Here is a 26,902-nt window from a genome sequence, read left to right as displayed (position 1 = left end):
CACCGCTGAGCCGGTCACCGGCCCGCGCCGGAGCTTCGCGCTACGGCGCGGGGACGACCAGGTCGGCGTACTCGGGGTGCCGGTCGATGAAGGCGGCCATGAACGGGCAGCGCGGCACCACCGCCGTGCCCCGCTCGCGGAGCTGGTCGAGCGTGCCCCGGATCAGGGCCGCGCCCACGCCCATGTTCTGGAACCGCTCGTCCACCTCGGTGTGGGTGAAGACCAGTACCTCGCCGCGCGGGATGTAGGCGGTGAACCCGGCCAGCGCGTCGTCGACCAGGATCTCGAACCGGTGCTTGGCGGGATTGTCCTCGACCAGGGTGCTCACCCCGCCATTCTGCCCCCACCGTCGGTGAGCCTGTCCAGTTCGGCGAGCAACCGGGCCACCTCGTCGGCGGTGTTGTAGTGGTAGAGGCTGGCGCGCACCGCCCCGCCGCTGTCCCGCAGCCCCATCGTCTGGAAGTACTCGTACGCGTAGTAGTCGCCGGCGGAGAGGCAGAGGCCGGCCGCCCCCAGCTCCTCCTGGGTCCGCTGGGGGGACAGCCCGGCCAGCCGGAAGGACACCGTCGGGCAGCGCCGGGCGGGAGAGCCGAGGACCGTGACGCCGGGCAGCGCGGCCAACCCGGCGAGCAACTGGTCCAGCAGCGACTCCTCGTACGCCTGCGCGGCCGTCAGCCCGGCGACCAGCCGCTCGCGCCGGCTCCCGGTGGCCGCCGGGTCCAGCCCGGCCAGGTGGTCCACCGCGGCGGCGACCCCGGCCAGCATCGGGAAGCTCGGGGTGCCGTACTCGAAGCGCTCCGGCACGGCGTCGGAGGACGGCAGCAGCTTCGCCGGGCGCAGCCGCTCCCAGGCGGCCGGGTCGGCGACCATCGCGGCCAGGTGCGGGCCGGACCACTTGTAGGCGCTGGTGACCAGGAAGTCGGCCCCCAGCGCGGCGACGTCGGTGGGGCCGTGCGGCACCGAGTGCACCCCGTCGACGCAGACCAGCGCGCCGGCGGCGTGCGCCGTCGCGGCGATCGCCGCCACGTCCGGGACCGTGCCGGTGGCGTTGCTGCCCGCCGTCACCGCGACCAGCCGGGTCCGCTCGCCGACCAGCTCCGCGAAGCGGGCCGCCGGCAGGTCGGCGGTGTCCCGGTCGAACTCGGCCCAGCGCACCGTCGCACCGGCCGCCTCGGCCGCCTGCACCCAGGGGCGCACGTTCGCGTCGTGGTCGAGCCGGGAGAGCACCACCTCGTCACCGGGCCGCCAGCCGGCGCCGAGGGTACGGGCCAGGGCGTACGTCAGTGCCGTCGCGCTCGGCCCCAGCACCACCCCGTCCGGCGTTGCGCCGAGCAGGTCGGCCACCGCCGAGCGGGCGGCGGCCACCATCTCCAGCGACCGGCGGCCGGGCGTGAACGCGGCGCTGCGGTTGCCCACCGCCGCCCGCATCGCGTCGGTGACCGCGTCGATCACCGGAGCGGCGGTCTGCGTGCCCCCGGCGCCGTCGAGGTGGACGAAGCCCTCGGCGAGGGCGGGATAGGCGGCCCGGGTGCGGGCGATGTCGAACGGCATGCCCGGGACCCTAACCCGCCGCCACGCGTGCCCCACCTGCGCGGATGATCACACCTCTGCCCGGCTGGCCGGTGTCTCGTACCCTTGTGGAGGTGACGAACCGACGCGTTAACTTCCCCCTCACCCCCACCCGCCGGGCCGCCGGCCTGTTCGCCGCCCTGGCGCTCGGCGTCGCCGTGCTGTCCGGTTGCAGCTCCGAGGGCGCCAGCACCGACTGCGGTCTGGACGCCTGCACGGTCACCTTCGACCGGGGCGTGGAGGCCAGCGCCACCATCCTCGGGGTGGAGGCCAAGCTGGTCGGCGCGCAGGGCGACCAGGTGACCGTCGAGATCGCCGGCGAGCAGCTGTCGCTGACGGTGGGCCAGCAGGCCGCCGAGGTCGGTGGCCTCGGGGTGACGCTGGACAGCGTCACCGAGCAGGAGGTCAAGATCCGGGTGTCGAGGAACCCGGGCAACTGAGCCCGCCGCGGGCGGCGGTGGCAGACGTTTGGAAAACCTCGCGTTCGGAGATTGTGGCGCCATGTCACTCACCCGGAACGCCGAAGCCACCGCCTCCCGCACGGCGAACAGCAGGTGGCTCGAACTGTTGGCCCGAGTCGGATTCATCGGCTACGGCATCGTGCACCTCCTGTTCGCCTGGCTGGCCCTCCAGATCGCGTTCGGCAAGCCCGCCGACGACGGCGACCAGTCCGGTGCGCTTCGTACCCTCGCCGCCCAGCCACTGGGCAAGTTCCTCGTCATCACGATCGCGGTCGGCCTGCTCGCCATGGCGATCTGGCAGGCCCTCGAAGCGGCCGTCGGGCACCGCGCCGAGCGCGGCAAGGAGCGGGTCTGGGAACGGCTCGCCTCGGCGGGGCGCACCATCGTCTACCTCTACTTCGCCTGGACGGCCTTCAAGGTCTTCCGGGACGCCGGCTCCAACAGCGCCGACCAGCAGGAGGCGCTGACCGGCAAGGCGATGGAGTCCTCCGGTGGCCGCTGGCTGGTCGGCCTGGCCGGGCTCGTCCTCGCCGCGATCGGCGTCGGCCTGGTCATCTACGGCATCATCAAGCGCTTCGAGAAGCACCTCAAGACCGGTGAGATGAGCCCGAAGACGCGCCAGCTCGCCCGTCGCCTCGGCATGGCCGGCTACATCTCCAAGGGCGTCGCGTACGGCATCTCCGGCCTGCTGATCATCGTGGCCGCCGTCAACTACGACCCGGAGAAGGCCCGCGGCCTGGACGCGGCGCTGCACACGCTGCGCGACCAGTCGTACGGCCAGTGGCTGCTCACCCTGGTGGCGCTCGGTATCGCCGCCTTCGGCGTCTTCTGCTTCCTCCAGTCCCGGTACCGCAAGGTCTGAGCCTGGTCGATTCCGGCTACGCCGGGCACTATTGGGCCTTTGCCCGAAGCGCGTCCGGGCCCCCGCCCGAAGCGCGTCGCCCGGCGCGAGGAGGAGGAAGAACCTTGCAGAGCTACCTCGGGACGATCGTCGCCGCGTTCGCCGCGGCGGCGATCGCCCTGTTCGTGGTCGAGGTCGCGCACCGGGTGATCCGGCGGGTCGGCCGACGCTCGCTGCTGCTGACCGAGCTCACCGAGCACGCGCACCGGTCGATCCAGGTCGCCGCCACCGTCCTCGCCGTCCAGTTCGCCGTCCGGTTCAGCACCGGCTACGCCGTCGGCGAACAGTGGCGGCAGGTGCTGCTGCACCTGCTGGTGCTGGGCGTCATCGCCAGCGTCGCCTGGCTGGTCGCGTCGCTGCTCGTGGTGGCCGAGGACACCGCGCTGGCCCGGTTCCGGGTGGACGTGCCGGACAACCGGCACGCGCGCCGGGTGCGTACCCAGGTGGTCATGCTGCGCCGGCTGACCATCGCGGTGATCGTCGTGCTGGCGGTCGGCGTGATGCTGATGACCTTCCCCGCCGTACGCGGCATCGGCGCCGGCGTGCTGACCAGCGCCGGTGTCGCGGGTGTGGTCGCCGCGCTGGCCGCGCAGAGCCTGCTGGGCAACGTCTTCGCCGGCCTCCAGCTCGCCTTCAGCGACGCGGTCCGCCTCGACGACGTGGTGGTGGTCGAGGGGGAGTGGGGCCGGATCGAGGAGCTGACGCTCAGCTACGTGGTGGTGCAGATCTGGGACGACCGGCGGCTGATCCTGCCCACCTCCTACTTCACCACCAAGCCGTTCCAGAACTGGACCCGGACCGAGGCGGCGGTGCTCGGCACCGCCGAGTTCGACGTCGACTGGGCGGTGCCGGTGCAGGCCATGCGGGAGGAGCTGCGCCGCCTGGCGGAGAGCACCGAGCTGTGGGACGGCCGGGTCTGCGTGCTCCAGGTGACCGACGCGACGGGCGGCACGATCAAGGTCCGGGCCCTGGTCAGCGCGGCCGACGCCGGCAGTCTGTGGGACCTTCGCTGCCTGGTCCGCGAGCACCTGGTGGCCTGGATCCGCGACCACCGGCCGACCGCGATGCCCCGGATGCGTACCGAGATCGGCGACGCCGAGAGCAACCTGGCGTGGCAGTGGGTACGCCCCCGTCGCCCGACGCCCCGTCTCGCCGACGGCGAGGTGCCCGACGACGCCCGGGTGTTCGGCGGCAGCGACGACGGCGACGCCCGCAGCGAGGCCTTCGTGGGCCCGGAAGACTCCACCACCCCCCGCCGCTAACCCCAGCCCGGCCCCGCCCCGCCCCGCCCCGCCCCGCGCCGCCCCGCCCGCGCCGCCCCGCCCCGCGCCCGCGCCGCCCCGCGCCCGCCGATCCCGCGATCTTGCACTCTGTGCCCCGCGTATGCGAAGAATGCCCCCTTTTTCGGGGCCACTAGTGCAAGATCGCGGGCCGCCGGACTGCTTTGCGGGCGCTGCCCCGCGATCTTGCACTTTCGGTCCGTCGATCGTGACGTTTGCGGCTTCTGCCCGGGCGGGAAGTGCAAGATCGCGGGGGCGGGGGCGGGGGCGGGGGCGAGGGAGGGGCGGGGGCGGGGCGTGTCCTGTGAGGGGTGCGGGGGGTTGGAGGTGTGGGCGGGGTTGTGCCTCGTGGGGTTGCCGGGCGGAGTGCGGTGGCTCGGGAAGTTTGACCGGGCGTTTCGTGGGGACCTGCTGCGCGACGCTTCTGCGCCTTTCTCCCGTGCCGGCCGGCGGCACCGGGGGCGGCGGTCCAGCTCACCGGCTGCCGCGCGAAGGATTGACGGGCGGCGACTCCGGGCATACAGCGCGGTGATGACGAAAGGAGGACAGCATGGCTGACGTGGCGAACACTCGCGCCTCCCGCAACGGGAGTGAGCCGTCCACCGCCGAGCTGGTGCAGCGGGCCACGGAGCAGGTTTCCCGACTGGTCCGCGACGAGCTGGCCCTGGCCCGGGCGGAGCTGACCCAGAAGGGCAAGCATGCCGGCATCGGCATCGGCCTCTTCGGTGGCGGCGGGGCGCTGGCGCTCTTCGGCCTGGGTGCCCTGGTCGCCACCGCGATCCTGCTGCTCGACCTGGTGCTTCCGGCCTGGGCGGCTGCCCTGATCGTCGCGGTGGTGCTCTTCGCGGCGGCCGGCGTCCTCGCCCTGGTGGGCAAGAAGCAGGTCAGCCAGGCGGTGCCGCCGGTGCCGGCCAGCACGGTGCGCAGCGTCCGGGCCGACGTGGACACGGTCACCGCCGCGGTGCGGGACAGGGGACGGGCATGACAGCGGGCAACGGTCGGGGTAGCGGCGACACCGAGGCGCTACGGGAGGAGATCCGGCGGACCCGGGTCGAGTTGGGCGAGACGATGGAGGCGTTGGCCGCCAAGGCCGACGTCAAGGCGCGGCTGAGGTCGTCGGCCGACCAGGCCAAGGAGCGGGTGCGCGACCAGGCCGCGCAGACCGTTTCCCGGTTGCGCGGGCAGGCGGAGCTCGCCCGGGGGCAGGCGCGGCAGAGGGGCGCTGCCGTCCGGCGTCGTCCGGCACCGCTCGTCGCCCTCGCGGCCGGCGCGGTGGCCGCCGCGATCGTGCTGGTGATCGTTCGGGGGAGGCAGCGGTGAGCAGGAGCATCGGAAAGGCCGCGTACAAGCCGGTCGGCGTGCTGATGGGTATCGCCGCCGGTGCGGTCGCGGGCATGATCTTCCGGCAGGTCTGGAAGGTGACGGCGGGCGACGGCGAGGCGCCCAGCGCCACCGACGAGGACCGCCGCTGGGGCGAGATCCTGGCGGCGGCGGCGTTGCAGGGCGCCATCTTCTCGGTCGTCCGGGCCGCCGTCGACCGGGGCGGCGCGGTGGGCGTACGCCGGCTGACCGGGAGTTGGCCGGACTGACCGGCGGAGGCCGGTGGGCTGACCGGGTCCTGACAGGGCTACCGGACAAAGCCGTCGGAATGGTCGGAGTAGGCCATGAGCCCCCGCATCGCCGTGTCGGTGCGGGGGCCTTTCGCCCGGGGGTAAGGGCCCACCCAGCGGATCTTCGGCATCCGTCAGGTCACATGTCGGAGAATTTCGTCCGGTAGGCTGTGCAGAGTTTTTGCGTACGTGGTTTGCTGTTCCCCGCTGTTGCGAGATGGCGTGGGTTGAGAGAAGTCTCCTTCACCGGGGGCCGCCTCAGGCGCCGCTGCTCGAAAACGGCCAATCGGCCGCACGGCGTGCTCGGCCGCCAGTTTTAGAAGGAGATACACATGGCGCAGGGAACCGTGAAGTGGTTCAACGCTGACAAGGGCTTCGGCTTCATCACCGTCGACGGCGGGGGTGCTGACGTGTTCGTCCACTTCTCGGCCATCCAGACCAGCGGCTACCGCACGCTGGAGGAGAACCAGCGGGTGGAGTTCGAGATCGCCCAGGGTCAGAAGGGTCCGCAGGCCGAGCAGGTCCGCCCCATCTGAGCAGTGCCGGTCGGAAGCAGCCGGCCGGTGGGTGATCCGGCGCCCGGATCACAAGTGAAGCCCCGTATCCCGCCCGGGATGCGGGGCTTTCCGCGTTGACGGCCCCAGCCACTGCCGCTTCCGGGCCATGCCACCGCCTCGGCCGGCCACCGCCTACGGCCGGCCGGCCGGCGGTGGCTCAGCGGCGTCGGCGGGCGCGCATCCCGAGCCCGAGCGCGACGAGCCCGGCCAGGACGACGGCGGGTCCGACCATTGCCCAGATCCGTTGGTCGGTCATCATGCTGCCCTCGACGTAGCCGAGGCCCTGTACGGTCCACACCGCACCGCCGACCACGGCGAGCAGGCCGAGGGTGAGTGGCAGCCAGCCCTTCATCGCGATTTCCCTCCGTCGATTCGGCGTTCCGGTCACCACCGGTCGTGCACCCGCGGGCGGATCAGCTCGTCGTACACCTGCGCCACCGCCGCCAGGTCCCGTTCGGACAGCGGCGGCTGGCCCGCCGTGGCGGCGTTGGCCCGGGCCTGGGCGGCGTCGCGGGCGCCGGGGATGACCACGGTGACACCCGGCTGGTCGACGATCCAGCGCAGCGCGAACTGGGCCATCGTGCGCCCGTCGCCGACCAGCGGAGCCAGCCGCCGTACGGCCGCCAGCCCAAGCGCGAAGTCGACGCCGGAGAAGGTCTCGCCGACGTCGAACGCCTCGCCGTGCCGGTTGAAGGCGCGGTGGTCGTCGGCGGCGAACGCGGTGTGCTCGTCGTAGCGGCCGGACAGCAACCCGCTGGCCAGCGGGACGCGGGCGACGATGCCCACCCCAGCCGCCGCGGCGGCAGGGAGGACCCGGTCGAGGGGCCTGTGCCGCAGCGCGTTCAGGATGATCTGGACGCTGGCCACCCCGGGCCGGGCGATCGCGGTGAGCGCCTGGTCGCAGGTCTCCACGCTCACCCCGTAGCCGGCCACGCGCTCCTCGGCGACCAGGGTGTCCAAGGCGTCGAAGACCGCGTCGGAGGCGAAGACGGCGGTGGGCGGGCAGTGCAGCTGCACCAGGTCGAGGGTGTCCGTGGCGAGGTTGCGCCGGGACCGGTCGGTCCACTCGCGGAAGTGCGCCAGCGTGTACGCCTCGGGCGTCTGCGCGACCCGGCGCCCCATCTTGGTCGCCACCGTCAGCCCGGCGTCGGGCCGGCCGCGCAGGAACCGCCCGATGAGGCGCTCGCTGCGTCCGTCGCCGTAGACGTCCGCCGTGTCGAGGAAGGTGACCCCCGCCTCGACGGCGGCGGTCAGCACGGCCGCGGCGTCCGCCTCGCTGACGGTGCCCCAGTCGGCGCCGAGCTGCCAGGCGCCCAGCCCGACCACCCCGACGCGCCGCCCCAGCCGGGGGAAGGTGCGTTGCTGCATGGGACCGAGCCTAGTGACCGGCTTGCCCGGTCGCGCGACGGGCCGTAGTCTTTAACAAGACGGACGTACGGTTTGGGAGGCGTCATGTGGGACCCGACGACGTACCTGCGCTACGGCGACGAGCGCGGGCGGCCCTTCCACGAGCTGCTCGCCCGGGTCCCGGCCGAGCGGCCCCGCGCGGTGGTCGACCTCGGCTGCGGCCCTGGCAACCTGACCGCCACCCTCGCCGAGCGCTGGCCGGACAGCCGGGTCGCGGGCCTCGACTCGTCGGCGGAGATGATCGCGGAGGCCGCCGCCAGGGCCGCCGGGGTCGTCTTCTCCGTGGGCGACGTCCGGGACTGGTATCCGGAGCCCGACGTGGACGTGGTGGTCAGCAACGCGGCGCTCCAGTGGGTGCCCGGCCACCGCGACCTGCTCGTCCGCTGGGCCCGGGAACTGCCCGCCGGGGCCTGGCTGGCCGTGCAGGTGCCGGGCAACTTCGACGCCCCCTCGCACCGGGCCCTGCGCGAGGTGGCCGGCCGCCCGGCGTGGCGGGCCACCGTCGCCCCGCTGCTGCGTCGGCCCCCGGCCGACGACAGCGCCGTCGGCTACGCCGAGCTGCTGGCCGCCGCCGGCTGCGTGGTGGACGCCTGGGAGACTACCTACGTGCACCTGCTGCCGGCCCCCGCGGACGCGGACCACCCCGTGCTGAGCTGGCTGGAAGGGACCGCGCTCCGGCCGGTCCGCGCGGCCCTGGACGCCGCCGGCTGGTCCGGCTTCCGGGCCGAGCTCGCGGTACGCCTCGCCGAGGCGTACCCGGTGCGGCACGGTCAGGTGCACTTCCCGTTCCGCCGCGTCTTCTTCGTCGCCCGCACCGCCGCCCGTGCTGAGGAGAACCCGTGACCGACCTGCAAGCCTTCATCGCCGGGCTGCCCAAGGTGGAGCTGCACGTGCACCACGTCGGCTCCGCCTCGCCCCGGATCGTCGCCGAGCTGGCCGCCCGCCACGAGGGCCGCAGTCCCGTACCCGCCGACCCGGCCGCGCTCGCCGACTACTTCGCCTTCCGCGACTTCGCGCACTTCATCGAGGTCTACCTGAGCGTGGTGGACCTGATCCGCGACCAGGAGGACGTCTGGATCCTCACCCACGAGGTCGCCCGGGAGCTGGCCCGCCAGCAGGTCCGCTACGCCGAGCTGACCGTGACGCCCTACTCGCACGTGCGGCGGGGCATCCCCGCGCCCGCGTTCTGCGAGGCGATCGAGGACGCCCGCAGGCGGGCCGAGGCGGACTTCGGCATCGAGCTGCGCTGGTGCTTCGACATCCCCGGCGAGGCCGGCCTGCCCGCCGCCGAGGAGACGCTGCGGATCTCGCTGGAGGAACGCCCGGAGGGCCTGGTCAGCTTCGGCCTCGGCGGTCCCGAGATCGGCGTGCCCCGGCCGCAGTTCAAGCCGTACTTCGACCAGGCCCGGGCGGCCGGGCTGCGGTCCGTGCCGCACGCCGGCGAGACCACCGGCCCGCAGACGGTCTGGGACGCGCTGCGTGAGCTCGGCGCGGAGCGGATCGGGCACGGCATCTCCGCCGCGCGGGACCCGGAACTGCTCGCCCACCTCGCCGAGCACCGGATCGGCATGGAGGTCTGCCCCACCTCCAACGTGCGCACCCGGGCGGTCGCCAGCATCGAGGAGCACCCGCTGCGGCAGCTCGTCGACGCCGGCCTGCTGGTCACCATCAACTCCGACGACCCGCCGATGTTCGGCACCACCCTCAACGACGAGTACGCCGTCGCGGCCCGCCTGCTCGACGCGGGCCCTGCGGGGCTGGCCGCGCTGGCCCGCGACGCGGTGACCGCCTCGTTCCTGGAGCCGGCGGGCAAGCGGCGGATCACCGACGAGATCGACGCCTACCTGGCCGCCTCGACCCGCTGAGCGGGTGGAGGGTGACGCGCGGCGGGAGGTGGTGTGGGGGGACCGTGATCCTCCCGCCGCGCGCACGGCTCCACCGGCCGGTGAATGCCCGAGGAGGCGTCGACCGGAGGAACTGATGGGTTCGGGTTCGATCCTGTCAGCGCCGGCCCCGCCCGGCAGCACTGTTAATCCCGATCTAAGGAAGACTTGCGCCGCCCCACAGCCCGGCCCACCAGACCGAACCGGCTGACCTGCCGGGGCGTCGCCTCCGGGTCGGCGAGCAACATCACCACGCTCGCCCCGCCCAGCCGGGCCCGGTCGATGCTCACCGAGCCGTTGGCCTGCAGGGCCACCCGCTTGGCGATGTCCAGCCCCAGCCCGGTCGAGCCCCGGTCACTGGCGCCCCGGCGCAGTGCCCGGTCCGGGTTGGCGATCCCCGGGCCGGCGTCGTCGATCCGGATCGCCACGTACCCGTCGCGGCGGGAGACCGCGACCTCGAACGCGGTGCCCTGCGGGGTGTAGCGGAAGACGTTGCCGATCACCGCGTCCAGCGCGGCGGCCAGCTCGGCCCGGGGCACCGGCGCCGGGATGCGCAGTTGGGCGCCGCTGACGTGGTGCGGGCGGTTCTGGTCGCCGGCCAGCGCTGCCCAGAACACCATCCGGTCCCGGACCACCTCGCTGACGTCGCAGATCGCCGGCCCGGCGTCGTGCACGACCGCCTTGCGGGTGGTCTTGATCAGCACGTCGATCTCGCCCTCAAGGGTCACGATCGCCTGCCGGATCCGCCGGATGCCACGCCGCCGGTCCAGCTCCGCCTCGCTGAACGAGCCCACGCTGGTGTCGTCGGACTCCAGTGCCTCGGCGTCCAGGCGCAGCACGGTCAGCGGCGTCCGCAGCCGGTGTGACAGGTCGGCGACCAGTTCCCGCTCGTCGGTGCGGGCCGCGTCCAGGCGGTCCGCCATCCGGTTGAAGGCGTGCCCGGCCTCGGCCAGCTCGCGCGGACCGCCCGGGTCGACGCGTACCCCCTGGTCGCCGTCGCCGATCGCGAGCGCCGCACCGACCAGCCCGCGGACCGAGTCGACCGCGCGGGCGGCGACCCGGTCCACCACCAGCACCGCCGCGCCCACCAGCGCGGCGGCCACCGCGAGCAGCAGCAGCCACCGGCCACCGGCGTCCCCGCCCAGCGCCGACTCGGGCACGAAGACCTCGACCACGGCCGTACGGTCGCCGAGCACCACCGGTTCCAGCCGGAGCAGCCCGCCGGAGACGTCGACGACGACGGAGCGCCGCTCGGCCCGCGCCCGGTCCAGGCTGGCGGCGTCGGCCCGCGTCGCCGATTCGTCCGTCCCCAGGCCGTGCACGACCGGCCGGGAGGCCGGGTCGTCGCCGCTGGCCGCCACGGCCCGCCGGACCACGTCGGGATCGGTGCTGACCGCGAGCGCGCCGGTCACCAGCGCGCTGCGGCGGGCGGCGTCGGCGATCGCCTCGTCCCGTGCCCGGTCACCGAGGCCGGTGGCGAGCGGAACGAGGAACGCCAGCGCGACCAGGGCGCACATGCCGGCCGTGAGCAGGGCCAGCGACCGCCTCAGTCCGGCGCCACCAGCCGAAAGCCCACCCCCCGCACGGTGCGCAGGTAGCGCGGCTTCGCCGCGGACTCGCCCATTTTGCGGCGTAGCCAGTAAAGGTGAACGTCGATGGTCTGGTCCTCGCCGACCGATGGCTGCCGCCATACCTCCTCCAGAAGCTCCCGGCGGGACACTACCCGGCCAGGTCGCGCGGCCAGATAAGCCAACAGGTCGAATTCCTTGCGGGTCAGCGCCAGCGGCTCGCCGTCGAGGTGGGCGCTGCGCTCCCCGACGTCCACCCGCAGCCCGCCGACGCTGTGCACGGCCGGTTGCACCGACCGGCTGGCCCGGCCGGCCCGGCGCAGCACGGTGGTGATCCGGGCGTCGAGGTGCGCGCCGGTGAACGGCTTGACCATGTAGTCGTCGGCGCCGGCGCGCAGCAGTCGGACCACGGACTGCTCGTCGTCGCGGGCGGTGGCGATGATGATCGGTACGTCCGTGATGCCACGCAGCATCCGTAGCGCGTCCGAGCCGTCGAGGTCGGGCAGCCCGAGGTCGAGGACCACGAGGTCGGGGGTCTCGGCCGCCACCCGGCGCAGCGCGTCCAGCGCGGTGCCGACGGCGTGCACGGCGTGCCCCCGGTCGGCGAGGGATCGCTGCATCGCGCCGCGTACGACGTGATCGTCTTCGACCAGGAGCACGATGGCCACAGCAAGACCGTACTCGTAGTGGCAAGTTGATCGCGTTGCGGCGCACCTGGCAACAGGGCAAGCTGGCACGACGATGTCCTTCACGCTCTTTCCCGACACCCGTCTCGCGCTCGCCCGGGACGCGCTCGCCGGCCTGTCGGTCGGCGACGCACTCGGCTCGCAGTTCTTCGTACCCGGCCGGCGCCCGGCGGACCTGGCCGCCGGGAGGCTGCCCCCGGCGCCGTGGCAGTGGACCGACGACACCGAGATGGCCTGCTCGGTCGTCGCCGCCCTGGCCGACGCCGGCCGGATCGACCGGGACGCCCTCGCCGCGGCGTTCGCCGAGCGTTGCGAGCCCTACCGGGGCTACGGGCCGGGCGCGGTGACCATCCTCCGGCTGATCCGCACCGGCACGCCGTGGCCGGTGGCGGCCGCCTCGGCCTTCGACGGGCAGGGCTCCTGCGGCAACGGCGCGGCGATGCGGGTCGGCCCGCTGGGCGCGTGGTTCGCCGACTCCACCGCCCGGGCGGCGGACCAGGCCCGCGCGTCGGCCGAGGTGACCCACGCCCACCCGGAGGGCGTCGCCGGGGCCGTCGCGGTGGCGGTGGCCGCCTCGCTGGCCGCCCGCGCCCGGCTGGACGGCCACCGGCCCGCCCCGGCCCGGCTGCTCGCCGGCGTGGCCACCGCGCTGGACCCGGCCACCGAGGTGCACCGGGGCGTACGCCGGGCGGCCGGCCTGCTCGACCGGTCGGTCTCCGGGGCCGCCGACGTGCTCGGCAACGGCTCCCGGGTCACCGCCCAGGACACGGTCGCCTTCACCTGCTGGGTGGCAGCCGTGCACCTGGACGACTACCCGGCGGCGGTACGGGCCTGCGTCGAGGCCGGTGGGGACGTCGACACCACCGCCGCGATCGTCGGGGCGGTGGTGGCCGCGTACACCGGGGTGGGTACCCCGGGCGGGGTGCCGGCGCAGTGGCTCGCCGCCCGCGAGCCCCTGCCGGACTGGGTCGACTGACCGGGCCGCCGGCCCCGCCGGGCGGTTAGGAAGGGCACCTTCCTATGCACCAGGGGTTAGGAAGGTGCCCTTCCCAACCCGCGTCCCCGGCGTCGGTCCCGGGGCGGTGGCGTCGGCGACCGTGCCGACGGGGGCGACCGATAGCATCGCAGGAGCCGAACGTTCGGCGTCATCCGTGTCGTCTGCTGGAGGAGTCACCGTGTCCGCACCCCGTACCCCCGCCGTGGCCGACCCCGTCGTCGTCACCGCCGGGACGACGGCGGCCGACGCGGTGGCCGCGGCCGGTCTGCCCGCGTCCGGCCCGAAGGCGATCGTGGTCGTCCGCGACCCGCAGGGCCAGCTGCGCGACCTGGACTGGGCGCCGCAGGCCGACACCGAGGTCGAGCCGGTCAGCCTCGACTCCCCGGACGGGCTGAACGTGCTGCGGCACTCGTGCGCCCACGTGCTCGCCCAGGCGGTGCAGGACGTCTTCCCCGAGGCCAAGCTCGGCATCGGCCCGCCCATCGAGAACGGCTTCTACTACGACTTCGCCGTCGACAAGCCGTTCCAGCCGGACGACCTGGCCAAGCTCGAGAAGCGGATGCAGGAGATCGTCAAGTCGGGCCAGCGGTTCCGGCGCCGGCGCTTCGGCAGCCTCGACGAGGCGAAGGCCGAGCTGGCCGCCGAGCCGTTCAAGCTGGAGCTGATCGACGTCAAGGGCGAAGGGCTGGACACCTCCGAGGTGATGGAGGTGGGCGGCGGCGAGCTGACCATCTACGACAACCTCGCCGCGAGCGAGGAGAAGGTCTGCTGGTCGGACCTGTGCCGGGGCCCGCACCTGCCGAACACCCGGCTGATCGGCGCGTTCAAGCTGATGCGCTCCGCCGCCGCGTACTGGCGGGGGTCGGAGAAGAACCCGCAGCTCCAGCGGGTCTACGGCACCGCCTGGCCGACCCGGGACGAGCTGAAGGCGTACCTGAAGCTGCTGGAGGAGGCCGCCCGGCGCGACCACCGCAAGCTCGGCGTGGACCTCGACCTGTTCAGCTTCCCCGACGAGCTGGGTTCGGGGCTGGCGGTCTTCCACCCCAAGGGCGGGATCATCCGCCGGGAGATGGAGAACTACTCGCGGATCAAGCACGAGCAGGCCGGCTACGCGTTCGTCAACACGCCGCACATCACCAAGGGGCACCTGTACGAGGTTTCCGGGCACCTCGACTGGTACGCCGACGGCATGTTCCCGCCCATGGAGGTGGAAGGCGCGAACTACTACCTCAAGCCGATGAACTGCCCGATGCACGACCTGATCTTCCGGTCCCGGGGGCGGTCCTACCGCGAGCTGCCGCTGCGGATGTTCGAGTTCGGCACGGTCTACCGGTACGAGAAGTCCGGCGTGGTGCACGGCCTGACCCGGGTGCGCGGCATGACCCAGGACGACGCGCACATCTTCTGCACCGAGGAGCAGATGGCGGGCGAGCTGAAGTCGCTGCTCGTCTTCGTGCTCGAACTGCTGCGCGACTACGGCCTGGACGACTTCTACCTGGAGCTGTCCACCCGTAACCCGGAGAAGTCGGTCGGCACCGACGAGAACTGGGAACGGGCCACCGAGGCGCTGCGGTCCGCCGCCGAGGAGTCCGGCCTGGACCTGGTGCCCGACCCGGGCGGCGCGGCCTTCTACGGCCCGAAGATCTCCGTGCAGGCCAAGGACGCGATCGGCCGGACCTGGCAGATGTCCACCATCCAGGTCGACTTCAACCTGCCGGAGCGGTTCGGCCTGGAGTACCAGGCCGCCGACGGCACCCGGCAGCGGCCCGTGATGATCCACCGGGCGCTGTTCGGCTCGATCGAGCGCTTCTTCGGGGTGCTGACCGAGCACTACGCGGGCGCGTTCCCGGCCTGGCTGGCGCCGGTGCAGGTGGTCGGCATCCCGATCCGCGAGGAGCACACCGACTACCTGCACGGCTTCGTCGCCGCGCTGCGGGCCGAGGGGATCCGTGCCCAGGTCGACGCGGGCGACGACCGGATGCAGAAGAAGATCCGCACCGCCCAGCAGCAGAAGATCCCGTTCATGGTGATCGTCGGCGACGACGACGTGGCCGCGGGCACGGTCTCGTTCCGCTACCGCGACGGCTCGCAGCGCAACGGGGTGCCGGTCTCCGACGCGGTGGCCCACGTGCTCGACGTGGTCAACTCCCGGACCAACGTCGGCCCGTCCGCCGCGGAGGCGTGACGCCCGCTCCGGGGCACTGACCGGGCCGGCCCCGCGCCGACCGGGTGACCCGACACGAGATCCGCGAAAGGCGGTGTCCCACCTCCGGGGCACCGCCTTTCGCGGATTGGCGCGCTGGTGCACGAGTACGGGGGCGCTGTGGCGCCGGACCCGGGGCTCAGATGCCGCAGTTCGGCGCCTTCCAGGATCGGCTCGGGGTGGCGCCCAGGTGGGTGTGGTCGTTGTGACCCGAGTAGCCGGGACCGAGGATGTTCGTGAAGCCGTGGTAGCGGGCCCGCTGGGCGAGGCGGCACAGCGAGTGGGAACCGACCAGGTCGACCCCGTCGCCGTAGAGGTGCCGGCTGGTGGAGATGCCGCCGACCGCGCTGTTGCACGAGTGGCTACGGAAGGCGCTGCTGATGGTGAGGGGGTCGCTGCCGAGGGCCTTCCGCATGGCCTGGAGCTTCCACATCGACACGCGGGCGTTGAACTTGGCGGTGCTGGCGGAGACGGCGCCACCGGACCAGGTGCTGTTGCACCGGTTCCACTCGGCGTAGCTGAAGTTGACCGGCGTGCAGTCGTTGTCCTGGAGTGCGTAGATCTTGTTGAAGGTCTGGGTGCCGGCGACGCCGTCCGCGCTCAGGCCGTACGCCTCCTGGAAGCGGATGACGGCGGACCGGGTGGCCGGACCGAATGCCCCGTCGAGGGCGAGGACCGCGCCGTAGCCGGGGTAGCCGGCGAGCCGGATCTGGAGCTGGCGTACGTCCTCGCCCGAGGTTCCCTGCTTCAGGGTGCGGTCCCAGGTGTAGCAGCCGTCGGCCTGCGCGGCGGTGCCTGTCGCGACGACTCCCACAAGGACGGTGGACGCGGCGAGCGCGCAGGCGGCGAGCGCCCGTCCGATCCTGCGGAATGCGGTTCTCACAGGGACTCCCATCGACGAATAGCGATGCTCTCGGTCGGAATCTTCATTCACGCTCGCTAGCTCGTCAAGAACCTTCATCTTTGTGTGTCCCCTTTAGTTGTCCGTCCCGTCCCCCTGTGGGCCGCCGGGTCACTGGCCCGCGACGCACTGAAGCCCCCCGCGGGGCGGGGGGCTTCAGTGGGTGTGTCAGTTCTCAGATGCCGCAGCTCGGCGCGGACCAGCCGCCGACCGCCCCGACGTGGGTGTGGTCGTTGTGGCCCGGGTAGCCGGGGCCGAGGATGTTGCCGAAGCCGTGGTAGCGGGCCTGCTGGGCGAGCCGGCAGAACGAGGGCGAGCCGACCAGGTCGACGCCGTCGCCGTAGAGGTGCCGGCTGTTGGAGGCGCCGCCGACCGCGCTGTTGCAGGAGTAGCTACGGAAGCCGCTGCTGATGTTGATCGGCACGCTGCCGAGGGCGCGCCGCATGGCCTGGAGCTTCCACATCGACACCAGGGCGTTGAACCGGGCGGTGGCCGCGGAGACCGCGCCGCCGGACCAGGTGCTGTTGCACCGGTTCAGCTCGGCGTAGGTGAAGTTCACCGGGGTGCAGTCGTCGTCCTGCAGGGCGTAGAGCTGGTTCTGGGTCGCCGGCCCCGCGACGCCGTCCGCGGCCAGCCCGTACGCCTGCTGGAAGCGGATCACGGCGGACCGGGTGGCCGGGCCGAACGCACCGTCGAGGGCGAGCTGCGCGTTGTAGCCGGCGTAGCCGGCGAGCCGGATCTGGAGCTGCCGGACGTCCTCGCCGCTGGCGCCCTGGGCAAGGACGCGGCCCCAGGTGTAGCAGCCGTCCGCCTGCGCGGGGCTGCTGGTCGCGACCACGCCCACGAGCGCGGTGGACGCGGCGAGCGCGCAGGCGGCGAGCGCCCGGCCAATCCGGCGGAATGCGGTTCTCACAGGGACTCCCATCGACGAGGGGCGATGCACTCGGATGGATTCTTCATTCACGTTCATCAGTTCGTCAAGAACTTTCACCCCCTATCCGTCCCCTTGAATGTTTAACGGCTGGTCGGGGCCGTCGGAGGGCGGGCGTCGGCCGGCGTACGGCGGCGGGGGACGGCCACCGTCGGGACGTAGGATCGGGGTCGTGACTGGGGTGGAACGGCACATGGACAGCGGCATGGCCGACGGCCTGGAGCGGCTCTGGACTCCGCACCGGATGACCTACATCTCGGGGGAGGACCGGCCCGAGGGCGGCTACGAGCGGCCCGCCGGTTGCCCGTTCTGCCGGGCACCGGGGCTGTCGGCCGAGGAGACCCTGGTGGTGGCGCGGGGCGAGCACGTCTTCGCGGTGCTCAACCTCTACCCCTACAACCCCGGGCACCTGCTGGTCTGCCCCTACCGGCACGTGGCCGACTACACCGAGCTGGACCTGGCCGAGACCACCGAGCTGGCGGCGTTCACCCAGACGGCCATGCGGGTGGTGCGCAAGGTCAGCAACGCGCACGGGTTCAACCTGGGCATGAACCAGGGGGGTGTGGCGGGCGCGGGAATCGCCGCCCACCTGCACCAGCACGTGGTGCCCCGCTGGGGCGGGGACGCGAACTTCATGCCCGTCATCGGGCGGACGAAGGTCCTGCCGCAGTTGCTCACCGACACGCGCGAGCTGTTCACCCGAGCCTGGCCGACCTGACCCGACCCGGGGCCCGCCGGCGTGTCCGCGCCGGGCCCGCCCGTCCGCGCCCGGTCGGCGGCGCGGACGGCCGTGTCGGCTGGGAAAAGTTCTGTATCCCAGCCGGGGTGCGAGGTGGCACGATGCGGCGATGGCAGTGACGACACGGACGCTGGGCCGCAGCGGCATCGAGGTCAGCGCCCTCGGCATGGGATGCTGGGCGATCGGTGGCCCCTGGGCGGAGGGGGTCCAGCCGCTGGGTTGGGGCGCCGTCGACGACGACGAGTCGGTCCGCGCGATCCGGCGGGCGCTCGACCTCGGCGTGACGCTCTTCGACACCGCCGACACGTACGGCGCCGGGCACGGCGAGCGGGTCATCGGCCGGGCCCTCGCCGGCCGGCGCGACGAGGCCGTGATCGCCACCAAGTGGGGCTACACGTTCGACGAGGCCACCCGCCAGGCCACCGGCGAGGACGCCTCCCCGGCATACCTGCGGCGGGCCGTGGAGGAATCGCTGCGCCGGCTGGGCACCGACCGGATCGACCTCTACCAGCTCCACCTCGCCGACCTGCCGGTGCCCAGGGCCGAGGCGCTCGTCGGCACCCTGGAGGACCTGGTCGCCGACGGGCTGATCCGGGCGTACGGCTGGAGCACCGACCGCCCCGACCGGGCCGGCGCCTTCGGTCAGGGGGCCCGGCACGCCACCGCCGTGCAGCATGCTCTGTCGGTGCTGCGGGACGCCCCGGAACTGCTGGCGGTCTGCGACAAGTACGACCTGGCCAGCGTGAACCGGGGACCGCTGGGCATGGGGCTGCTCTCCGGCAAGTACACGGCCGGCTCGACCCTGCCCCGCGACGACGTGCGGGGGGTCGCACCGGGGTGGCTGGAGTGGTTCCGGGGCGGCCGTCCGGCGCCGGAGTGGCTGCGCCGGGTCGCCGCCGTGCGGGCGGCGTTGACGGCCGACGGGCGCACCCTCGCCCAGGGCGCGCTCGGCTGGCTCTGGACGCGCAGCGACCGGACGGTCCCGATTCCCGGCTGCCGCACCGTCGCCCAGGTCGAGGAGAACGCCGCCGCGCTGCTCAGGGGTCCGCTGCCGGCCGACCAGTTCGCCGAGGTGGAACGCCAGTTGGCCGCGTTGCGGTCGGCCGCGCTCCGGGACGCCGACCGTCCCTACTGGCCGAGCCCGATGCTCCCCACCGCCCGCCCCTGACGCCCCCCCCCGCACGCCCACTCCCACTCCCACCCCCCACTCCCACGCCCCCGCCTCGTGTCCCCGCCCCCACCCTCGCCGGCCAAGATCGCACTACTTCGTGGAAGTAGTGGCCTCCAAGCGATGTGACGCCACTACTTCCAGGATCGAGCGCGATCTTGCCGGTGGGGACGGTCCGGCACGGCGCGTGGCCATGCGGCGCGGGTGCAGAGCGGGGCGGGGGTCGGCGGGAGGGGCGGCAGGAAGGGCTGGCTGCGTTGCAGGCGGCCCTCCCTGCCCCTGCCCCACCCACCCGCTCACCCCCTGACGCCGTTGATCATGAGGTTGACTGGCGCGGATCGGACATTTCGTGCCGCTAACCTCATGATCAACAGGCGCAGGGCGCAGGGCGCAGGGCGCAGGGCGCAGGGCGAGAAGGAGGGGTGGAGGCGTCAGGGGTGGGAGTGTTCCTTGCGGGCCTGGTCGGCCAGGTGGGTGGGCATCGGCTCGTAACGGACGAAGTGGCGGCGGAACGTGCCCGTGCCCGATGTCATCGAGCGCAACTCGACCGCGTAACGCAGCAGTTCCGTCGCGGGTACCTCGGCGCGGACGAGGGTGCGCCCCTCGGCCCCCGGGTCCGGCTCGGTGCCGAGCACCCGGCCGCGCCGGCCGGACAGGTCGCCCAGCACCGCACCCACCGACGAGTCGGGCACCCGGACGGTCACCTCGTCGACCGGCTCCAGCAGCGCCGGCTGGCCCTTCTCGGCGGCGTCGCGCAGCGCCAGCGCGCCGGCGGTCTGGAAGGCGGCGTCGGAGGAGTCGACGCTGTGCGCCTTGCCGTCGAACAGGGTCACCCGCAGGTCCACCACCGGATGGCCGGCGACCAGACCCCGCTCCATCTGGGCGCGTACGCCCTTCTCGACGGAGGGGATGTAGTTGTGCGGCACCGCCCCGCCGACCACCCGGTCGACGAACTCGAAGCCGGCGCCGCGCGGCAGCGGCTCGACCTCGACGTCGCAGACGGCGTACTGGCCGTGGCCGCCGGACTGCTTGACGTGCCGGCCGTGTCCCTTCGCCCGGACGGTCAGCGTCTCGCGCAGCGCGACCCGCACCGGCTCGGTGTCCACGTCCACCCCGCCGGCGCGCAGCCGCTCCAGCACCACGTCGGCGTGTGCCTCGCCCATGCACCAGAGCACCAACTGGTGGGTCTCCGGGTTGCGCTCCAGCCGCATGGTCGGGTCGCCGGCGACCAGGCGGGCGAGGTTCCGCGCCAGGGCGTCCTCGTCGGCCCGGCTGTGGGCCACGACGGCCACCGGCAGCAGCGGCTCGGGCATCTCCCAGGGGGCGATCAGCAGCGGGTCGTCCTTGGCGGAGATGGTGTCGCCGGTCTCCGCGCTGCCCGACTTGGTGATCGCGCAGATGTCGCCGGCCACGCAGGCGCCCACCTCACGCAGGCTCGCGCCCAGCGGCGTGAAGACGTGCCCGACCCGCTCGTCGGCGTCGTGGTCGGGGTGCCCCCGCTCGGCCAGCCCGTGCCCCGAGACGTGCACGGTCTGCTCGGGCCGCAGCGTGCCGGAGAAGACCCGGACCAGGGAGACCCGCCCCACGTGCCGGTCGACGGTCGTCTTGACCACCTCGGCGACCAGCGGGCCGTCCGGGTCGCAGGTCAGCGGCGGTCGGGGCGAGCCGTCCACCCCGGCGACCGCGGGCAGCTCGTGCTCCAGCGCCGACGGGAAGCCGGCGACGAGCACCTCCAGCAGCACGTCCAGCCCGACGCCGGTCGCGGCGCAGACCGGCACCACCGGGTAGAAGTGCCCCCGGGCGACCGCCTTCTCCAGGTCGGCGACGAGCACCTCGGTGCCGATCTCCTCGCCATCGAGGTAGCGGTCCATCAGGGACTCGTCCTCGCTCTCGGCGATGATCCCCTCGATCAGCTCGTTGCGGGACTCGGCGATGGCGGGCAGGTGCTCCGGATCCGGCTCGCGCACCTGCGCCGGCAGGCCGGCGGTGTAGTCGAAGACCCGGCGGGTGACCAGGCTGAGCAGGCCGGCGGTGGAGACCCCGTCGTCGCCGAGCATCGGCAGGTAGAGCGGCATCACGTTGTCGCCGAAGACCCGCTGGCAGAGCGCCACCGCCTCGTCGAAGTCGGCGCGCGGGTGGTCCAGCCGGGCCACGGCGACGGCCCGGGGCATGTCCACCGCCGCGCACTCCTCCCAGAGGGCGGCGGTGGCGGCGTCCATCCCGTCGACGGCCGAGACCACGAACAGCGCGGCGTCGGCGGCCCGCAGCCCCGCCCGCAACTCGCCCACGAAGTCGGCGTAGCCGGGCGTGTCGAGCAGGTTGACCTTGACCCCGTCGTGCAGCAGCGGCGCGCAGGCCAGGGCCACCGAACGCTGCTGGCGTACGGCCGCGGGGTCGTGGTCGCAGACGGTGGTGCCGTCGGCGACGTCGCCGGCCCGGCCGATCGTGCCGCTCGCCGCGAGCAGCGCCTCGACGAGGGTCGTCTTGCCCGCCCCGGAGTGCCCGACGAGCACCACGTTGCGGATCCTGCCGGGCTCGGTCACCACCGGCACGCCGCCGGCAGCCCCCTTCTCCTGACTCTTCTGCGCCATGGGGCGCACCTCCCTCAGCCGTGGTGGTTGGCGACCGCCGCGCGCGACGGGGAAGCGGCCCGGGCGGGTTCCGCGGCGACATCCTCCGGTGCTGTGCGGGGTTGCGGCTAATCAACGGGCATGTGGGTGAGCTGGCTCACGTCCTGGCTCGATCTCACACCCGATCGGGGGCCGACACAAGACTTCGCCCCGCGGGTCGCCTGACCGGCCGTACCGCCGTCGCTACCGGGACCGTTATCGTGGGACCGCCATGGCGAAGATCTTCCAAGTGTCGGCCCGCGCGGGGATGACCCGTGTCGTCGAGCCCGTCGCACGCCGCCTGCTCCGTGCGGGCGTAACTCCCAACGCGGTCACCGTGGCGGGCACCCTCGGGGTGCTCGTCGGCGCTCTCGGCTTCGGTGCCCGTGGTCATCTGGTTGCCGGGGCCCTGATCGTGACCGTGTTCGCGCTCACCGACCTGCTCGACGGGACGATGGCCCGGATGAGCGGGGGGTCCACGAAGTTCGGGGCGTTCCTCGACTCGAGCATGGACCGGGTCGCCGACAGCGCGGTCTTCGGCGCGGTGGCGTACTGGCTGGCCACCCAGCACAACTACTCCGGCGTCGCCGCCGCGCTGCTCTGCCTGGCCGCCGGTGGGCTGGTCTCCTACGTCAAGGCCCGCGCCGAGGGGCTCGGCATGACCTGCAACGTGGGCATCGCCGAGCGCACCGAGCGGCTGCTCATCGTCGGCGTCGGCGGGCTGCTCACCGGCTTCGACGTCAAGCCCGCGCTGGAGATCGCGCTCTGGCTGCTCGCCGCGGTGTCGATCTTCACCGTCGGCCAGCGGATGGCGCACGTCTACCGGCAGGCCCAGCGGGTGCACACCCCGGGCGGGCAGGGGTGAGCGCGCCGGGCGCCGGCCGGCCCCGACCGGGGGGCCGGCGCCGGTGAACCTCACCGAACTCGGCTACCTCGCCGGGTGGCGCGTGATCCGCGCGCTGCCCCGGCCCGTCGCGGCCGCGGCGTTCCGGGCGGGTGCCGACCGCGCCCACCGGCGCGGCGGCGGGGGGACCGACCGGCTGCGCGCCAACCTGCGCCGGGTGGTCGGCCCCGACGTGCCGGAGGCCGAACTCGACGACCTGGTCCGCCGGGGGCTGCGCTCGTACGCCCGGTACTGGCTGGAGGCGTTCCGGCTGCCGTCGTTGCGCCGCGAGGAGATCCTGGCCGGCTTCCGGCTCGACGGCGAGGAGCTGCTCGCGGCCGACGTGGCGGCCGGCCGGGGCGCCGTGGTGGCGCTGCCGCACGCGGGCAACTGGGACGCGGCCGGCGCCTGGGTCGCGGCGACCGGTTGGCCGATCACCACAGTCATGGAGCGGCTCAAGCCCGAGGGCGTCTACCAGCGTTTCCTCGCCTTCCGGCGCGTCCTGGGCATGGAGATCCTGCCCACCCACGGCGGGGAGCGGCCCGCGTTCGACGTGCTTGTCGACCGGGTCCGGGCCGGCGCGGTGGTGCCGCTGCTGGCCGACCGCGATTTCTCCGCCCGGGGGGTGGAGGTCGACTTCTTCGGTGCCCGCACCCGGATGCCGCCGGGCCCGGCGCTGCTCGCGTTACGCACCGGAGCGCCCCTCTACGTCGCCTCGATGTGGTACGAAGCGGATGCGGCGTGCGCGTCGATCGAGGGACCCCTGCCGCTGCCCGGCCCCGAGGAGGGTCCGCTCGACGGGCGGGTCCGGTCGCTGACCCAGCGGGTCGCCGACGGTCTGGCGGCGGGCATCGCCAGGCATCCGGAAGACTGGCACATGTTGCAGCGGATGTGGCTGGACCAGCACGGCACGGGTGGCGGCGCGGCCCTGCCCTCCTCGGCCGCCGGACAGGCGTAAGGGAGCGAGTCTTGGGTGAGCGCGGGCAGCGGAGCGCCGCGATCGCGAACGAGAGGCGTTGAGGCGTGCGCATCGGCATCGTGTGCCCGTACTCCTTCGACGTGCCCGGCGGGGTGCAGAACCACGTCATGGACCTCGCCGAGGCGCTGATCGGGCTCGGCCACGAGGTGAGCGTGCTCGCCCCGGCCGACGAGGACGCGCCGTTGCCGCCGTACGTGGTGTCGGCGGGGCGGGCCGTGCCGCTGCCGTACAACGGCTCGGTGGCCCGGATCGCCTTCGGCCCGGTCTCCACCGCCCGGGTGCGGCGCTGGATCATCCGGGGCGACTTCGACGTGCTGCACGTGCACGAGCCGCTGACCCTGAGCCTGTCGCTGCTGGCGGTGCTCTCCGCCCGTGGCCCGGTGGTGGCCACCTTCCACACCGCGATGACCCGGTCGCGGGCGCTGGCTGCCGCCCAGGGCGTGCTCCAGATCGTGCTGGAGCGGATCACCGCCCGCATCGCGGTCAGCGCGCTGGCGCGCAAGGTGCAGGTCGAGCACATGGACGGCGGTGCCGTGGAGATCCCGAACGGGGTGGCGGTCGCGAAGTTCAGCCACGCGCGACCGTTGCCGGGCTGGCCGGGGGAGTGCCCCCCGGGCCGGGACGGCGCGATCGGTTTCCTCGGCCGGTTCACCGAGGCCCGCAAGGGCTTCCCGATCCTGCGGGACGCCTTCGTGGAGCTGGCCCGGCAGCGTTCCGGGCTGCGACTGCTGGTGGCCGGGCCGGGCGACCCGGACGACCTGTTCGGGCAGTTCCCGGCAGACCTGCGGGACCGGGTGACCTTCCTCGGGCTGGTCTCCGAGGAGGACAAGGCGCGGATGCTGCGCAGCGTGCATCTCTACGTGGCGCCGAACACCGGTGGGGAGTCGTTCGGCATGATCCTCACCGAGGCGCTCGCGGCGGGTACCGCCGTCGTCGCCAGTGACCTCGACGCCTTCCGCCGGGTGCTCGACGGGGGCCGCGCCGGCCGGCTCTTCCCGACCGGCGACCCGAACGCGCTGCGCGTCGCGCTGGCGGAGCTGCTCGACGATCCCGGGGGCCGCGCCGCGCTGACCGCCTGCGGCGACCAGGTGGTGGCCACCTTCGACTGGCCCGTGGTCGCCCGGCGGGTGCTGGAGGTGTACGCGGCGGCGATCGAGGCCACCGACGGGCGGGTCATCGACACCGAATGGGTGGGGCTGGACTGACTATGCGGGGCATCTGGTGGGTGGTGGCCGCGGCGCTGGTCGTCGGGCTGGTCGCGGCGTACCTGATCTGGACCGCCGGCCGGGTCGACCGGTTGCACGCCCGGGCGGAGCTGGCGGCCCGCGCCCTGGAGGCCCACCTGCTGCGCCGCGCGGCGTCCGCCGCGGTGCTGGCCGAGCGGCGCGACGGCGTCGAGCTGTACGCGGCGGCGCGGATCGCGTTGGACGCCCGGCCGGAGGAGCGGGAGGCCGCCGAGAACGACCTCACCCGCCAGTTGCGGGCGGTGGAGCTGGATCCGGGGGATCCCGACAGCGAGACCGTGATCGCCGCCAGCCGTCGGCTCGCCCTGGCCCGCCAGGTGCACACCGACCTGGTCCGGGACGCCCGGGCGGCGCGTGGCCGCCCGCTGGTGCGGTTGTTGCGGATGGGACGCCGGCGGCCGTGGCCGCGCTACTTCGACATCGACGACCCCACCCTGGCGGCACCCGCCGACGTCCCCGCCGGCTGACCGCACCGGTCCGCCCGCCTTCCGGGCGGGAGCGGGTCCCGGCGGGGCGGTGACGGCTGTCGCAGTGCAGGCCACCATGGGTCCGATTGGCTGTCGGATCGGGGTTTTGGCCGTCGTAGCATCTCCGCAGCCACCCCCTGGAAGCACGTTCGAGGAGCGATGACCCGTGCCCGAATCCACTGCCCAGAACGCTAGCGCCAGCCCCGTCACCGGCACCGCCCGCGTCAAGCGGGGCATGGCCGAGATGCTCAAGGGCGGCGTGATCATGGACGTGGTCAACGCCGAGCAGGCCAAGATCGCCGAGGACGCCGGCGCCGTCGCGGTGATGGCGCTCGAGCGGGTGCCCGCCGACATCCGGGCCCAGGGCGGCGTGTCCCGGATGAGCGACCCCGACATGATCGACGGCATCATCGGCGCCGTCTCCATCCCGGTGATGGCCAAGGCCCGGATCGGCCACTTCGTGGAGGCGCAGATCCTCCAGTCGCTCGGTGTCGACTACGTCGACGAGTCCGAGGTGCTGACGCCGGCCGACTACGCGAACCACATCGACAAGTGGGCCTTCACCGTCCCCTTCGTCTGCGGGGCGACCAACCTGGGCGAGGCCCTGCGCCGGATCACCGAGGGCGCGGCCATGATCCGCTCCAAGGGCGAGGCCGGCACCGGTGACGTCTCCAACGCCACCACCCACATGCGCAGGATCCGGCAGGAGATCCGCCGGCTGGCCTCGCTGCCGACCGACGAGCTGTTCGTGGCCGCCAAGGAGCTGCAGGCGCCGTACGAGCTGGTCAAGGAGGTCGCCGAGAGTGGCAAGCTGCCGGTGGTGCTCTTCACCGCCGGTGGGATCGCCACCCCGGCCGACGCCGCGATGATGATGCAGCTCGGCGCCGAGGGCGTCTTCGTCGGCTCCGGCATCTTCAAGTCCGGCAACCCGGCGCAGCGGGCCGCCGCGATCGTCAAGGCCACCACCTTCCACGACGACCCGGACGTGCTGGCCAAGGTCTCCCGGGGCCTGGGCGAGGCGATGGTCGGCATCAACGTCGACGACATCCCGCAGCCGCACCGCCTGGCCGAGCGCGGCTGGTGAGATGTTGCCCCTGATCGGTGTGCTCGCCCTCCAGGGGGACGTCCGCGAGCACGTCGCCGCACTCGCCGCGGCCGGGGCGCACGCCCGCCCGGTCCGCCGCCCCGAGGAACTGGACGCGGTGGACGGGCTGGTCATCCCCGGCGGCGAGTCCACCACGATCAGCAAGCTCGCCGACATCTTCGAGCTGCGCGAGCCGATCGACAAGCGGATCGCCGGCGGCATGCCCGTATACGGCTCCTGCGCCGGCATGATCATGCTGGCCACCGAGGTCCTCGACGGCCGGCCCGACCAGCGCGGCTTCGCCGGCATCGAGATGACGGTACGGCGCAACGCGTTCGGCCGGCAGGTCGACTCGTTCGAGGCCCCGGTGGAGGTCGTCGGGGTCGGGGGCGGGCCGTTCCACGCGGTGTTCATCCGGGCGCCGTGGGTCGAGCGGGTCGGCGACGGCGTCGAGGTGCTCGGCACGGTGACCGAGGGCCCGTCCGTCGGCCGGATCGTGGCGGTCCGGCAGGGCAACCTGCTGGCCACCTCGTTCCACCCGGAGCTGACCGGCGACGCGCGGGTGCACGCGTACTTCGTGGCGATGGTCCGGGCGTCCCGCTGAGCGGCGTCAGCCCTACCGTCGGTTTCGCCCCGCCCGTCCCGTTCCGGGCGGGCGGGGCGGGGCGGCGACGCGCGGCGCGGTGACAGCGACCCGCCGGTCGTCGGTAGGATTGCCGAGATTCGGCGGGGCCAGCAGCCCGTCCACGGCTTCCGGCAGGGCTGACCGGCACCA

General features: G+C 73.5%; 28 protein-coding genes. 19 read left to right on the top strand and 9 right to left on the bottom strand.

Translation table 11 applies throughout. From position 1 onward, the window contains the following. Positions 1 to 40: 40 nt before the first annotated feature. The gene (locus ABZ809_RS22455) at positions 41 to 328 is read right to left on the bottom strand and encodes a GNAT family N-acetyltransferase (RefSeq protein ID WP_357564528.1); all 288 of its coding nucleotides are present in this window, start codon (positions 326 to 328) and stop codon (positions 41 to 43) included. Continuing rightward, positions 325 to 1,551 carry a cysteine desulfurase-like protein gene (locus ABZ809_RS22450; RefSeq protein ID WP_357564527.1) on the bottom strand — a complete coding sequence of 409 codons (1,227 nt, stop codon included), beginning with the start codon at positions 1,549 to 1,551 and terminating at the stop codon, positions 325 to 327. Before ABZ809_RS22450 ends, ABZ809_RS22455 begins: the two co-directional genes overlap by 4 nt. A 92-nt stretch (positions 1,552 to 1,643) precedes the next feature. Here ABZ809_RS22450 and ABZ809_RS22445 point away from each other — a divergent pair, with 92 nt between their 5' ends. The 7 genes from ABZ809_RS22445 (at position 1,644) to ABZ809_RS22415 (ending at position 6,357) form a co-directional block, all read left to right on the top strand. Then, positions 1,644 to 2,009, top strand: a complete 366-nt coding sequence (locus ABZ809_RS22445; protein WP_357564526.1) for a hypothetical protein — start codon at positions 1,644 to 1,646, stop codon at positions 2,007 to 2,009. A gap of 61 nt (positions 2,010 to 2,070) precedes the next feature. After that, on the top strand, positions 2,071 to 2,892 hold the full coding sequence (locus ABZ809_RS22440; protein WP_357564525.1) for a DUF1206 domain-containing protein: 822 nt from the start codon (positions 2,071 to 2,073) through the stop codon (positions 2,890 to 2,892). 104 nt (positions 2,893 to 2,996) lie between these two features. Beyond that, positions 2,997 to 4,193: a mechanosensitive ion channel domain-containing protein gene (locus tag ABZ809_RS22435; RefSeq protein ID WP_357564524.1), complete on the top strand. Its 1,197-nt coding sequence runs from the start codon at positions 2,997 to 2,999 to the stop codon at positions 4,191 to 4,193. A 568-nt stretch (positions 4,194 to 4,761) separates the two neighbouring features. Further along, positions 4,762 to 5,196 (top strand): phage holin family protein, encoded by a 435-nt coding sequence (locus ABZ809_RS22430; protein WP_357564523.1) that lies wholly within the window; start codon positions 4,762 to 4,764, stop codon positions 5,194 to 5,196. Continuing rightward, complete coding sequence (locus ABZ809_RS22425; protein WP_357564522.1) at positions 5,193 to 5,531, top strand: DUF3618 domain-containing protein; 339 nt, start codon at positions 5,193 to 5,195, stop codon at positions 5,529 to 5,531. The genes ABZ809_RS22430 and ABZ809_RS22425 overlap by 4 nt, the downstream gene beginning before the upstream one ends. Then, the gene (locus ABZ809_RS22420; protein WP_357564521.1) at positions 5,528 to 5,800 is read left to right on the top strand and encodes a DUF4235 domain-containing protein; all 273 of its coding nucleotides are present in this window, start codon (positions 5,528 to 5,530) and stop codon (positions 5,798 to 5,800) included. The genes ABZ809_RS22425 and ABZ809_RS22420 overlap by 4 nt, the downstream gene beginning before the upstream one ends. A gap of 353 nt (positions 5,801 to 6,153) precedes the next feature. Continuing rightward, positions 6,154 to 6,357 (top strand): cold-shock protein, encoded by a 204-nt coding sequence (locus ABZ809_RS22415; RefSeq protein WP_007075740.1) that lies wholly within the window; start codon positions 6,154 to 6,156, stop codon positions 6,355 to 6,357. A 178-nt stretch (positions 6,358 to 6,535) separates the two neighbouring features. Here the strand turns inward: ABZ809_RS22415 and ABZ809_RS22410 are convergent, their stop codons facing one another. Continuing rightward, positions 6,536 to 6,730 carry a hypothetical protein gene (locus tag ABZ809_RS22410; protein ID WP_357564520.1) on the bottom strand — a complete coding sequence of 65 codons (195 nt, stop codon included), beginning with the start codon at positions 6,728 to 6,730 and terminating at the stop codon, positions 6,536 to 6,538. A gap of 32 nt (positions 6,731 to 6,762) precedes the next feature. Beyond that, positions 6,763 to 7,746, bottom strand: coding sequence for an aldo/keto reductase (locus ABZ809_RS22405; RefSeq protein ID WP_357564519.1), 984 nt, complete (start codon positions 7,744 to 7,746; stop codon positions 6,763 to 6,765). A gap of 84 nt (positions 7,747 to 7,830) precedes the next feature. Between ABZ809_RS22405 and ABZ809_RS22400 the strand changes: the two genes are divergently transcribed. Next, entirely contained in the window at positions 7,831 to 8,628 is a 798-nt protein-coding gene (locus tag ABZ809_RS22400; RefSeq protein WP_357564518.1) for a trans-aconitate 2-methyltransferase, read from the top strand. Continuing rightward, positions 8,625 to 9,650: an adenosine deaminase gene (locus ABZ809_RS22395; RefSeq protein ID WP_357564517.1), complete on the top strand. Its 1,026-nt coding sequence runs from the start codon at positions 8,625 to 8,627 to the stop codon at positions 9,648 to 9,650. Before ABZ809_RS22400 ends, ABZ809_RS22395 begins: the two co-directional genes overlap by 4 nt. Positions 9,651 to 9,814: 164 nt before the next feature. Here the strand turns inward: ABZ809_RS22395 and ABZ809_RS22390 are convergent, their stop codons facing one another. Next, positions 9,815 to 11,185 carry a HAMP domain-containing sensor histidine kinase gene (locus tag ABZ809_RS22390; RefSeq protein WP_357564516.1) on the bottom strand — a complete coding sequence of 457 codons (1,371 nt, stop codon included), beginning with the start codon at positions 11,183 to 11,185 and terminating at the stop codon, positions 9,815 to 9,817. 29 nt (positions 11,186 to 11,214) lie between these two features. Then, positions 11,215 to 11,904, bottom strand: coding sequence for a response regulator transcription factor (locus ABZ809_RS22385; protein ID WP_357564515.1), 690 nt, complete (start codon positions 11,902 to 11,904; stop codon positions 11,215 to 11,217). Positions 11,905 to 11,977: 73 nt separating this feature from the next. Here ABZ809_RS22385 and ABZ809_RS22380 point away from each other — a divergent pair, with 73 nt between their 5' ends. After that, on the top strand, positions 11,978 to 12,898 hold the full coding sequence (locus tag ABZ809_RS22380; RefSeq protein ID WP_357564514.1) for an ADP-ribosylglycohydrolase family protein: 921 nt from the start codon (positions 11,978 to 11,980) through the stop codon (positions 12,896 to 12,898). A 199-nt stretch (positions 12,899 to 13,097) separates the two neighbouring features. Continuing rightward, positions 13,098 to 15,104 (top strand): threonine--tRNA ligase, encoded by a 2,007-nt coding sequence (gene thrS, locus ABZ809_RS22375; RefSeq protein WP_357564513.1) that lies wholly within the window; start codon positions 13,098 to 13,100, stop codon positions 15,102 to 15,104. Positions 15,105 to 15,261: 157 nt separating this feature from the next. On the opposite strand, the gene ABZ809_RS22370 is transcribed toward thrS, so the two are convergent. Next, a complete protein-coding gene (locus ABZ809_RS22370; protein WP_357564512.1) occupies positions 15,262 to 16,005 on the bottom strand; it encodes a D-Ala-D-Ala carboxypeptidase family metallohydrolase in 744 nt (247 codons plus the stop codon). A 193-nt stretch (positions 16,006 to 16,198) separates the two neighbouring features. Next, positions 16,199 to 16,936, bottom strand: a complete 738-nt coding sequence (locus ABZ809_RS22365; RefSeq protein ID WP_357564511.1) for a D-Ala-D-Ala carboxypeptidase family metallohydrolase — start codon at positions 16,934 to 16,936, stop codon at positions 16,199 to 16,201. A gap of 223 nt (positions 16,937 to 17,159) precedes the next feature. Here ABZ809_RS22365 and ABZ809_RS22360 point away from each other — a divergent pair, with 223 nt between their 5' ends. Continuing rightward, complete coding sequence (locus ABZ809_RS22360) at positions 17,160 to 17,672, top strand: HIT domain-containing protein (RefSeq protein WP_357564575.1); 513 nt, start codon at positions 17,160 to 17,162, stop codon at positions 17,670 to 17,672. Positions 17,673 to 17,802: 130 nt separating this feature from the next. Then, positions 17,803 to 18,861, top strand: a complete 1,059-nt coding sequence (locus ABZ809_RS22355) for an aldo/keto reductase (RefSeq protein ID WP_357564510.1) — start codon at positions 17,803 to 17,805, stop codon at positions 18,859 to 18,861. A gap of 431 nt (positions 18,862 to 19,292) precedes the next feature. Here the strand turns inward: ABZ809_RS22355 and ABZ809_RS22350 are convergent, their stop codons facing one another. Then, complete coding sequence (locus tag ABZ809_RS22350; protein ID WP_357564509.1) at positions 19,293 to 21,452, bottom strand: elongation factor G-like protein EF-G2; 2,160 nt, start codon at positions 21,450 to 21,452, stop codon at positions 19,293 to 19,295. Positions 21,453 to 21,702: 250 nt separating this feature from the next. On the opposite strand from ABZ809_RS22350, the gene pgsA reads away from it, so the two are divergent. The 6 genes from pgsA to pdxT all read left to right on the top strand — a co-directional run bounded on the left by pgsA (position 21,703) and on the right by pdxT (position 26,731). After that, on the top strand, positions 21,703 to 22,335 hold the full coding sequence (pgsA, locus tag ABZ809_RS22345; RefSeq protein ID WP_357564508.1) for a phosphatidylinositol phosphate synthase: 633 nt from the start codon (positions 21,703 to 21,705) through the stop codon (positions 22,333 to 22,335). Positions 22,336 to 22,378: 43 nt separating this feature from the next. Next, entirely contained in the window at positions 22,379 to 23,311 is a 933-nt protein-coding gene (locus ABZ809_RS22340) for a phosphatidylinositol mannoside acyltransferase (RefSeq protein WP_357564507.1), read from the top strand. Positions 23,312 to 23,376: 65 nt separating this feature from the next. Further along, positions 23,377 to 24,537: a glycosyltransferase family 4 protein gene (locus ABZ809_RS22335; protein WP_357564506.1), complete on the top strand. Its 1,161-nt coding sequence runs from the start codon at positions 23,377 to 23,379 to the stop codon at positions 24,535 to 24,537. Positions 24,538 to 24,539: 2 nt separating this feature from the next. Further along, positions 24,540 to 25,043: a hypothetical protein gene (locus ABZ809_RS22330; RefSeq protein WP_357564505.1), complete on the top strand. Its 504-nt coding sequence runs from the start codon at positions 24,540 to 24,542 to the stop codon at positions 25,041 to 25,043. Between the two features lie 166 nt (positions 25,044 to 25,209). Then, the gene (gene pdxS / locus ABZ809_RS22325; RefSeq protein ID WP_357564504.1) at positions 25,210 to 26,127 is read left to right on the top strand and encodes a pyridoxal 5'-phosphate synthase lyase subunit PdxS; all 918 of its coding nucleotides are present in this window, start codon (positions 25,210 to 25,212) and stop codon (positions 26,125 to 26,127) included. A gap of 1 nt (position 26,128) precedes the next feature. Beyond that, on the top strand, positions 26,129 to 26,731 hold the full coding sequence (pdxT, locus tag ABZ809_RS22320) for a pyridoxal 5'-phosphate synthase glutaminase subunit PdxT (protein WP_357564503.1): 603 nt from the start codon (positions 26,129 to 26,131) through the stop codon (positions 26,729 to 26,731). Positions 26,732 to 26,902: the final 171 nt, after the last annotated feature.

Source organism: Micromonospora sp. NPDC047074 (assembly GCF_040643815.1).
Taxonomy (GTDB): domain Bacteria; phylum Actinomycetota; class Actinomycetes; order Mycobacteriales; family Micromonosporaceae; genus Micromonospora.
This window is presented reverse-complemented; position numbering and strand designations above follow the sequence as displayed.

Bases quoted from the DNA above. Each gene is read 5' to 3' on its own strand.
- ABZ809_RS22440 (WP_357564525.1), top strand. From the start codon at position 2,071: ATGTCACTCACCCGGAACGCCGAAGCCACCGCCTCCCGCACGGCGAAC.
- ABZ809_RS22330 (WP_357564505.1), top strand. From the start codon at position 24,540: ATGCGGGGCATCTGGTGGGTGGTGGCCGCGGCGCTGGTCGTCGGGCTG.
- ABZ809_RS22415 (WP_007075740.1), top strand. From the start codon at position 6,154: ATGGCGCAGGGAACCGTGAAGTGGTTCAACGCTGACAAGGGCTTCGGC.
- ABZ809_RS22350 (WP_357564509.1), bottom strand. From the start codon at position 21,452: ATGGCGCAGAAGAGTCAGGAGAAGGGGGCTGCCGGCGGCGTGCCGGTG.
- ABZ809_RS22390 (WP_357564516.1), bottom strand. From the start codon at position 11,185: ATGTGCGCCCTGGTCGCGCTGGCGTTCCTCGTTCCGCTCGCCACCGGC.
- ABZ809_RS22450 (WP_357564527.1), bottom strand. From the start codon at position 1,551: ATGCCGTTCGACATCGCCCGCACCCGGGCCGCCTATCCCGCCCTCGCC.
- ABZ809_RS22410 (WP_357564520.1), bottom strand. From the start codon at position 6,730: ATGAAGGGCTGGCTGCCACTCACCCTCGGCCTGCTCGCCGTGGTCGGC.
- ABZ809_RS22425 (WP_357564522.1), top strand. From the start codon at position 5,193: ATGACAGCGGGCAACGGTCGGGGTAGCGGCGACACCGAGGCGCTACGG.
- ABZ809_RS22405 (WP_357564519.1), bottom strand. From the start codon at position 7,746: ATGCAGCAACGCACCTTCCCCCGGCTGGGGCGGCGCGTCGGGGTGGTC.
- ABZ809_RS22380 (WP_357564514.1), top strand. From the start codon at position 11,978: ATGTCCTTCACGCTCTTTCCCGACACCCGTCTCGCGCTCGCCCGGGAC.
- ABZ809_RS22430 (WP_357564523.1), top strand. From the start codon at position 4,762: ATGGCTGACGTGGCGAACACTCGCGCCTCCCGCAACGGGAGTGAGCCG.
- ABZ809_RS22400 (WP_357564518.1), top strand. From the start codon at position 7,831: ATGTGGGACCCGACGACGTACCTGCGCTACGGCGACGAGCGCGGGCGG.
- pdxT (WP_357564503.1), top strand. From the start codon at position 26,129: ATGTTGCCCCTGATCGGTGTGCTCGCCCTCCAGGGGGACGTCCGCGAG.
- ABZ809_RS22355 (WP_357564510.1), top strand. From the start codon at position 17,803: ATGGCAGTGACGACACGGACGCTGGGCCGCAGCGGCATCGAGGTCAGC.
- ABZ809_RS22360 (WP_357564575.1), top strand. From the start codon at position 17,160: ATGGCCGACGGCCTGGAGCGGCTCTGGACTCCGCACCGGATGACCTAC.
- pgsA (WP_357564508.1), top strand. From the start codon at position 21,703: ATGGCGAAGATCTTCCAAGTGTCGGCCCGCGCGGGGATGACCCGTGTC.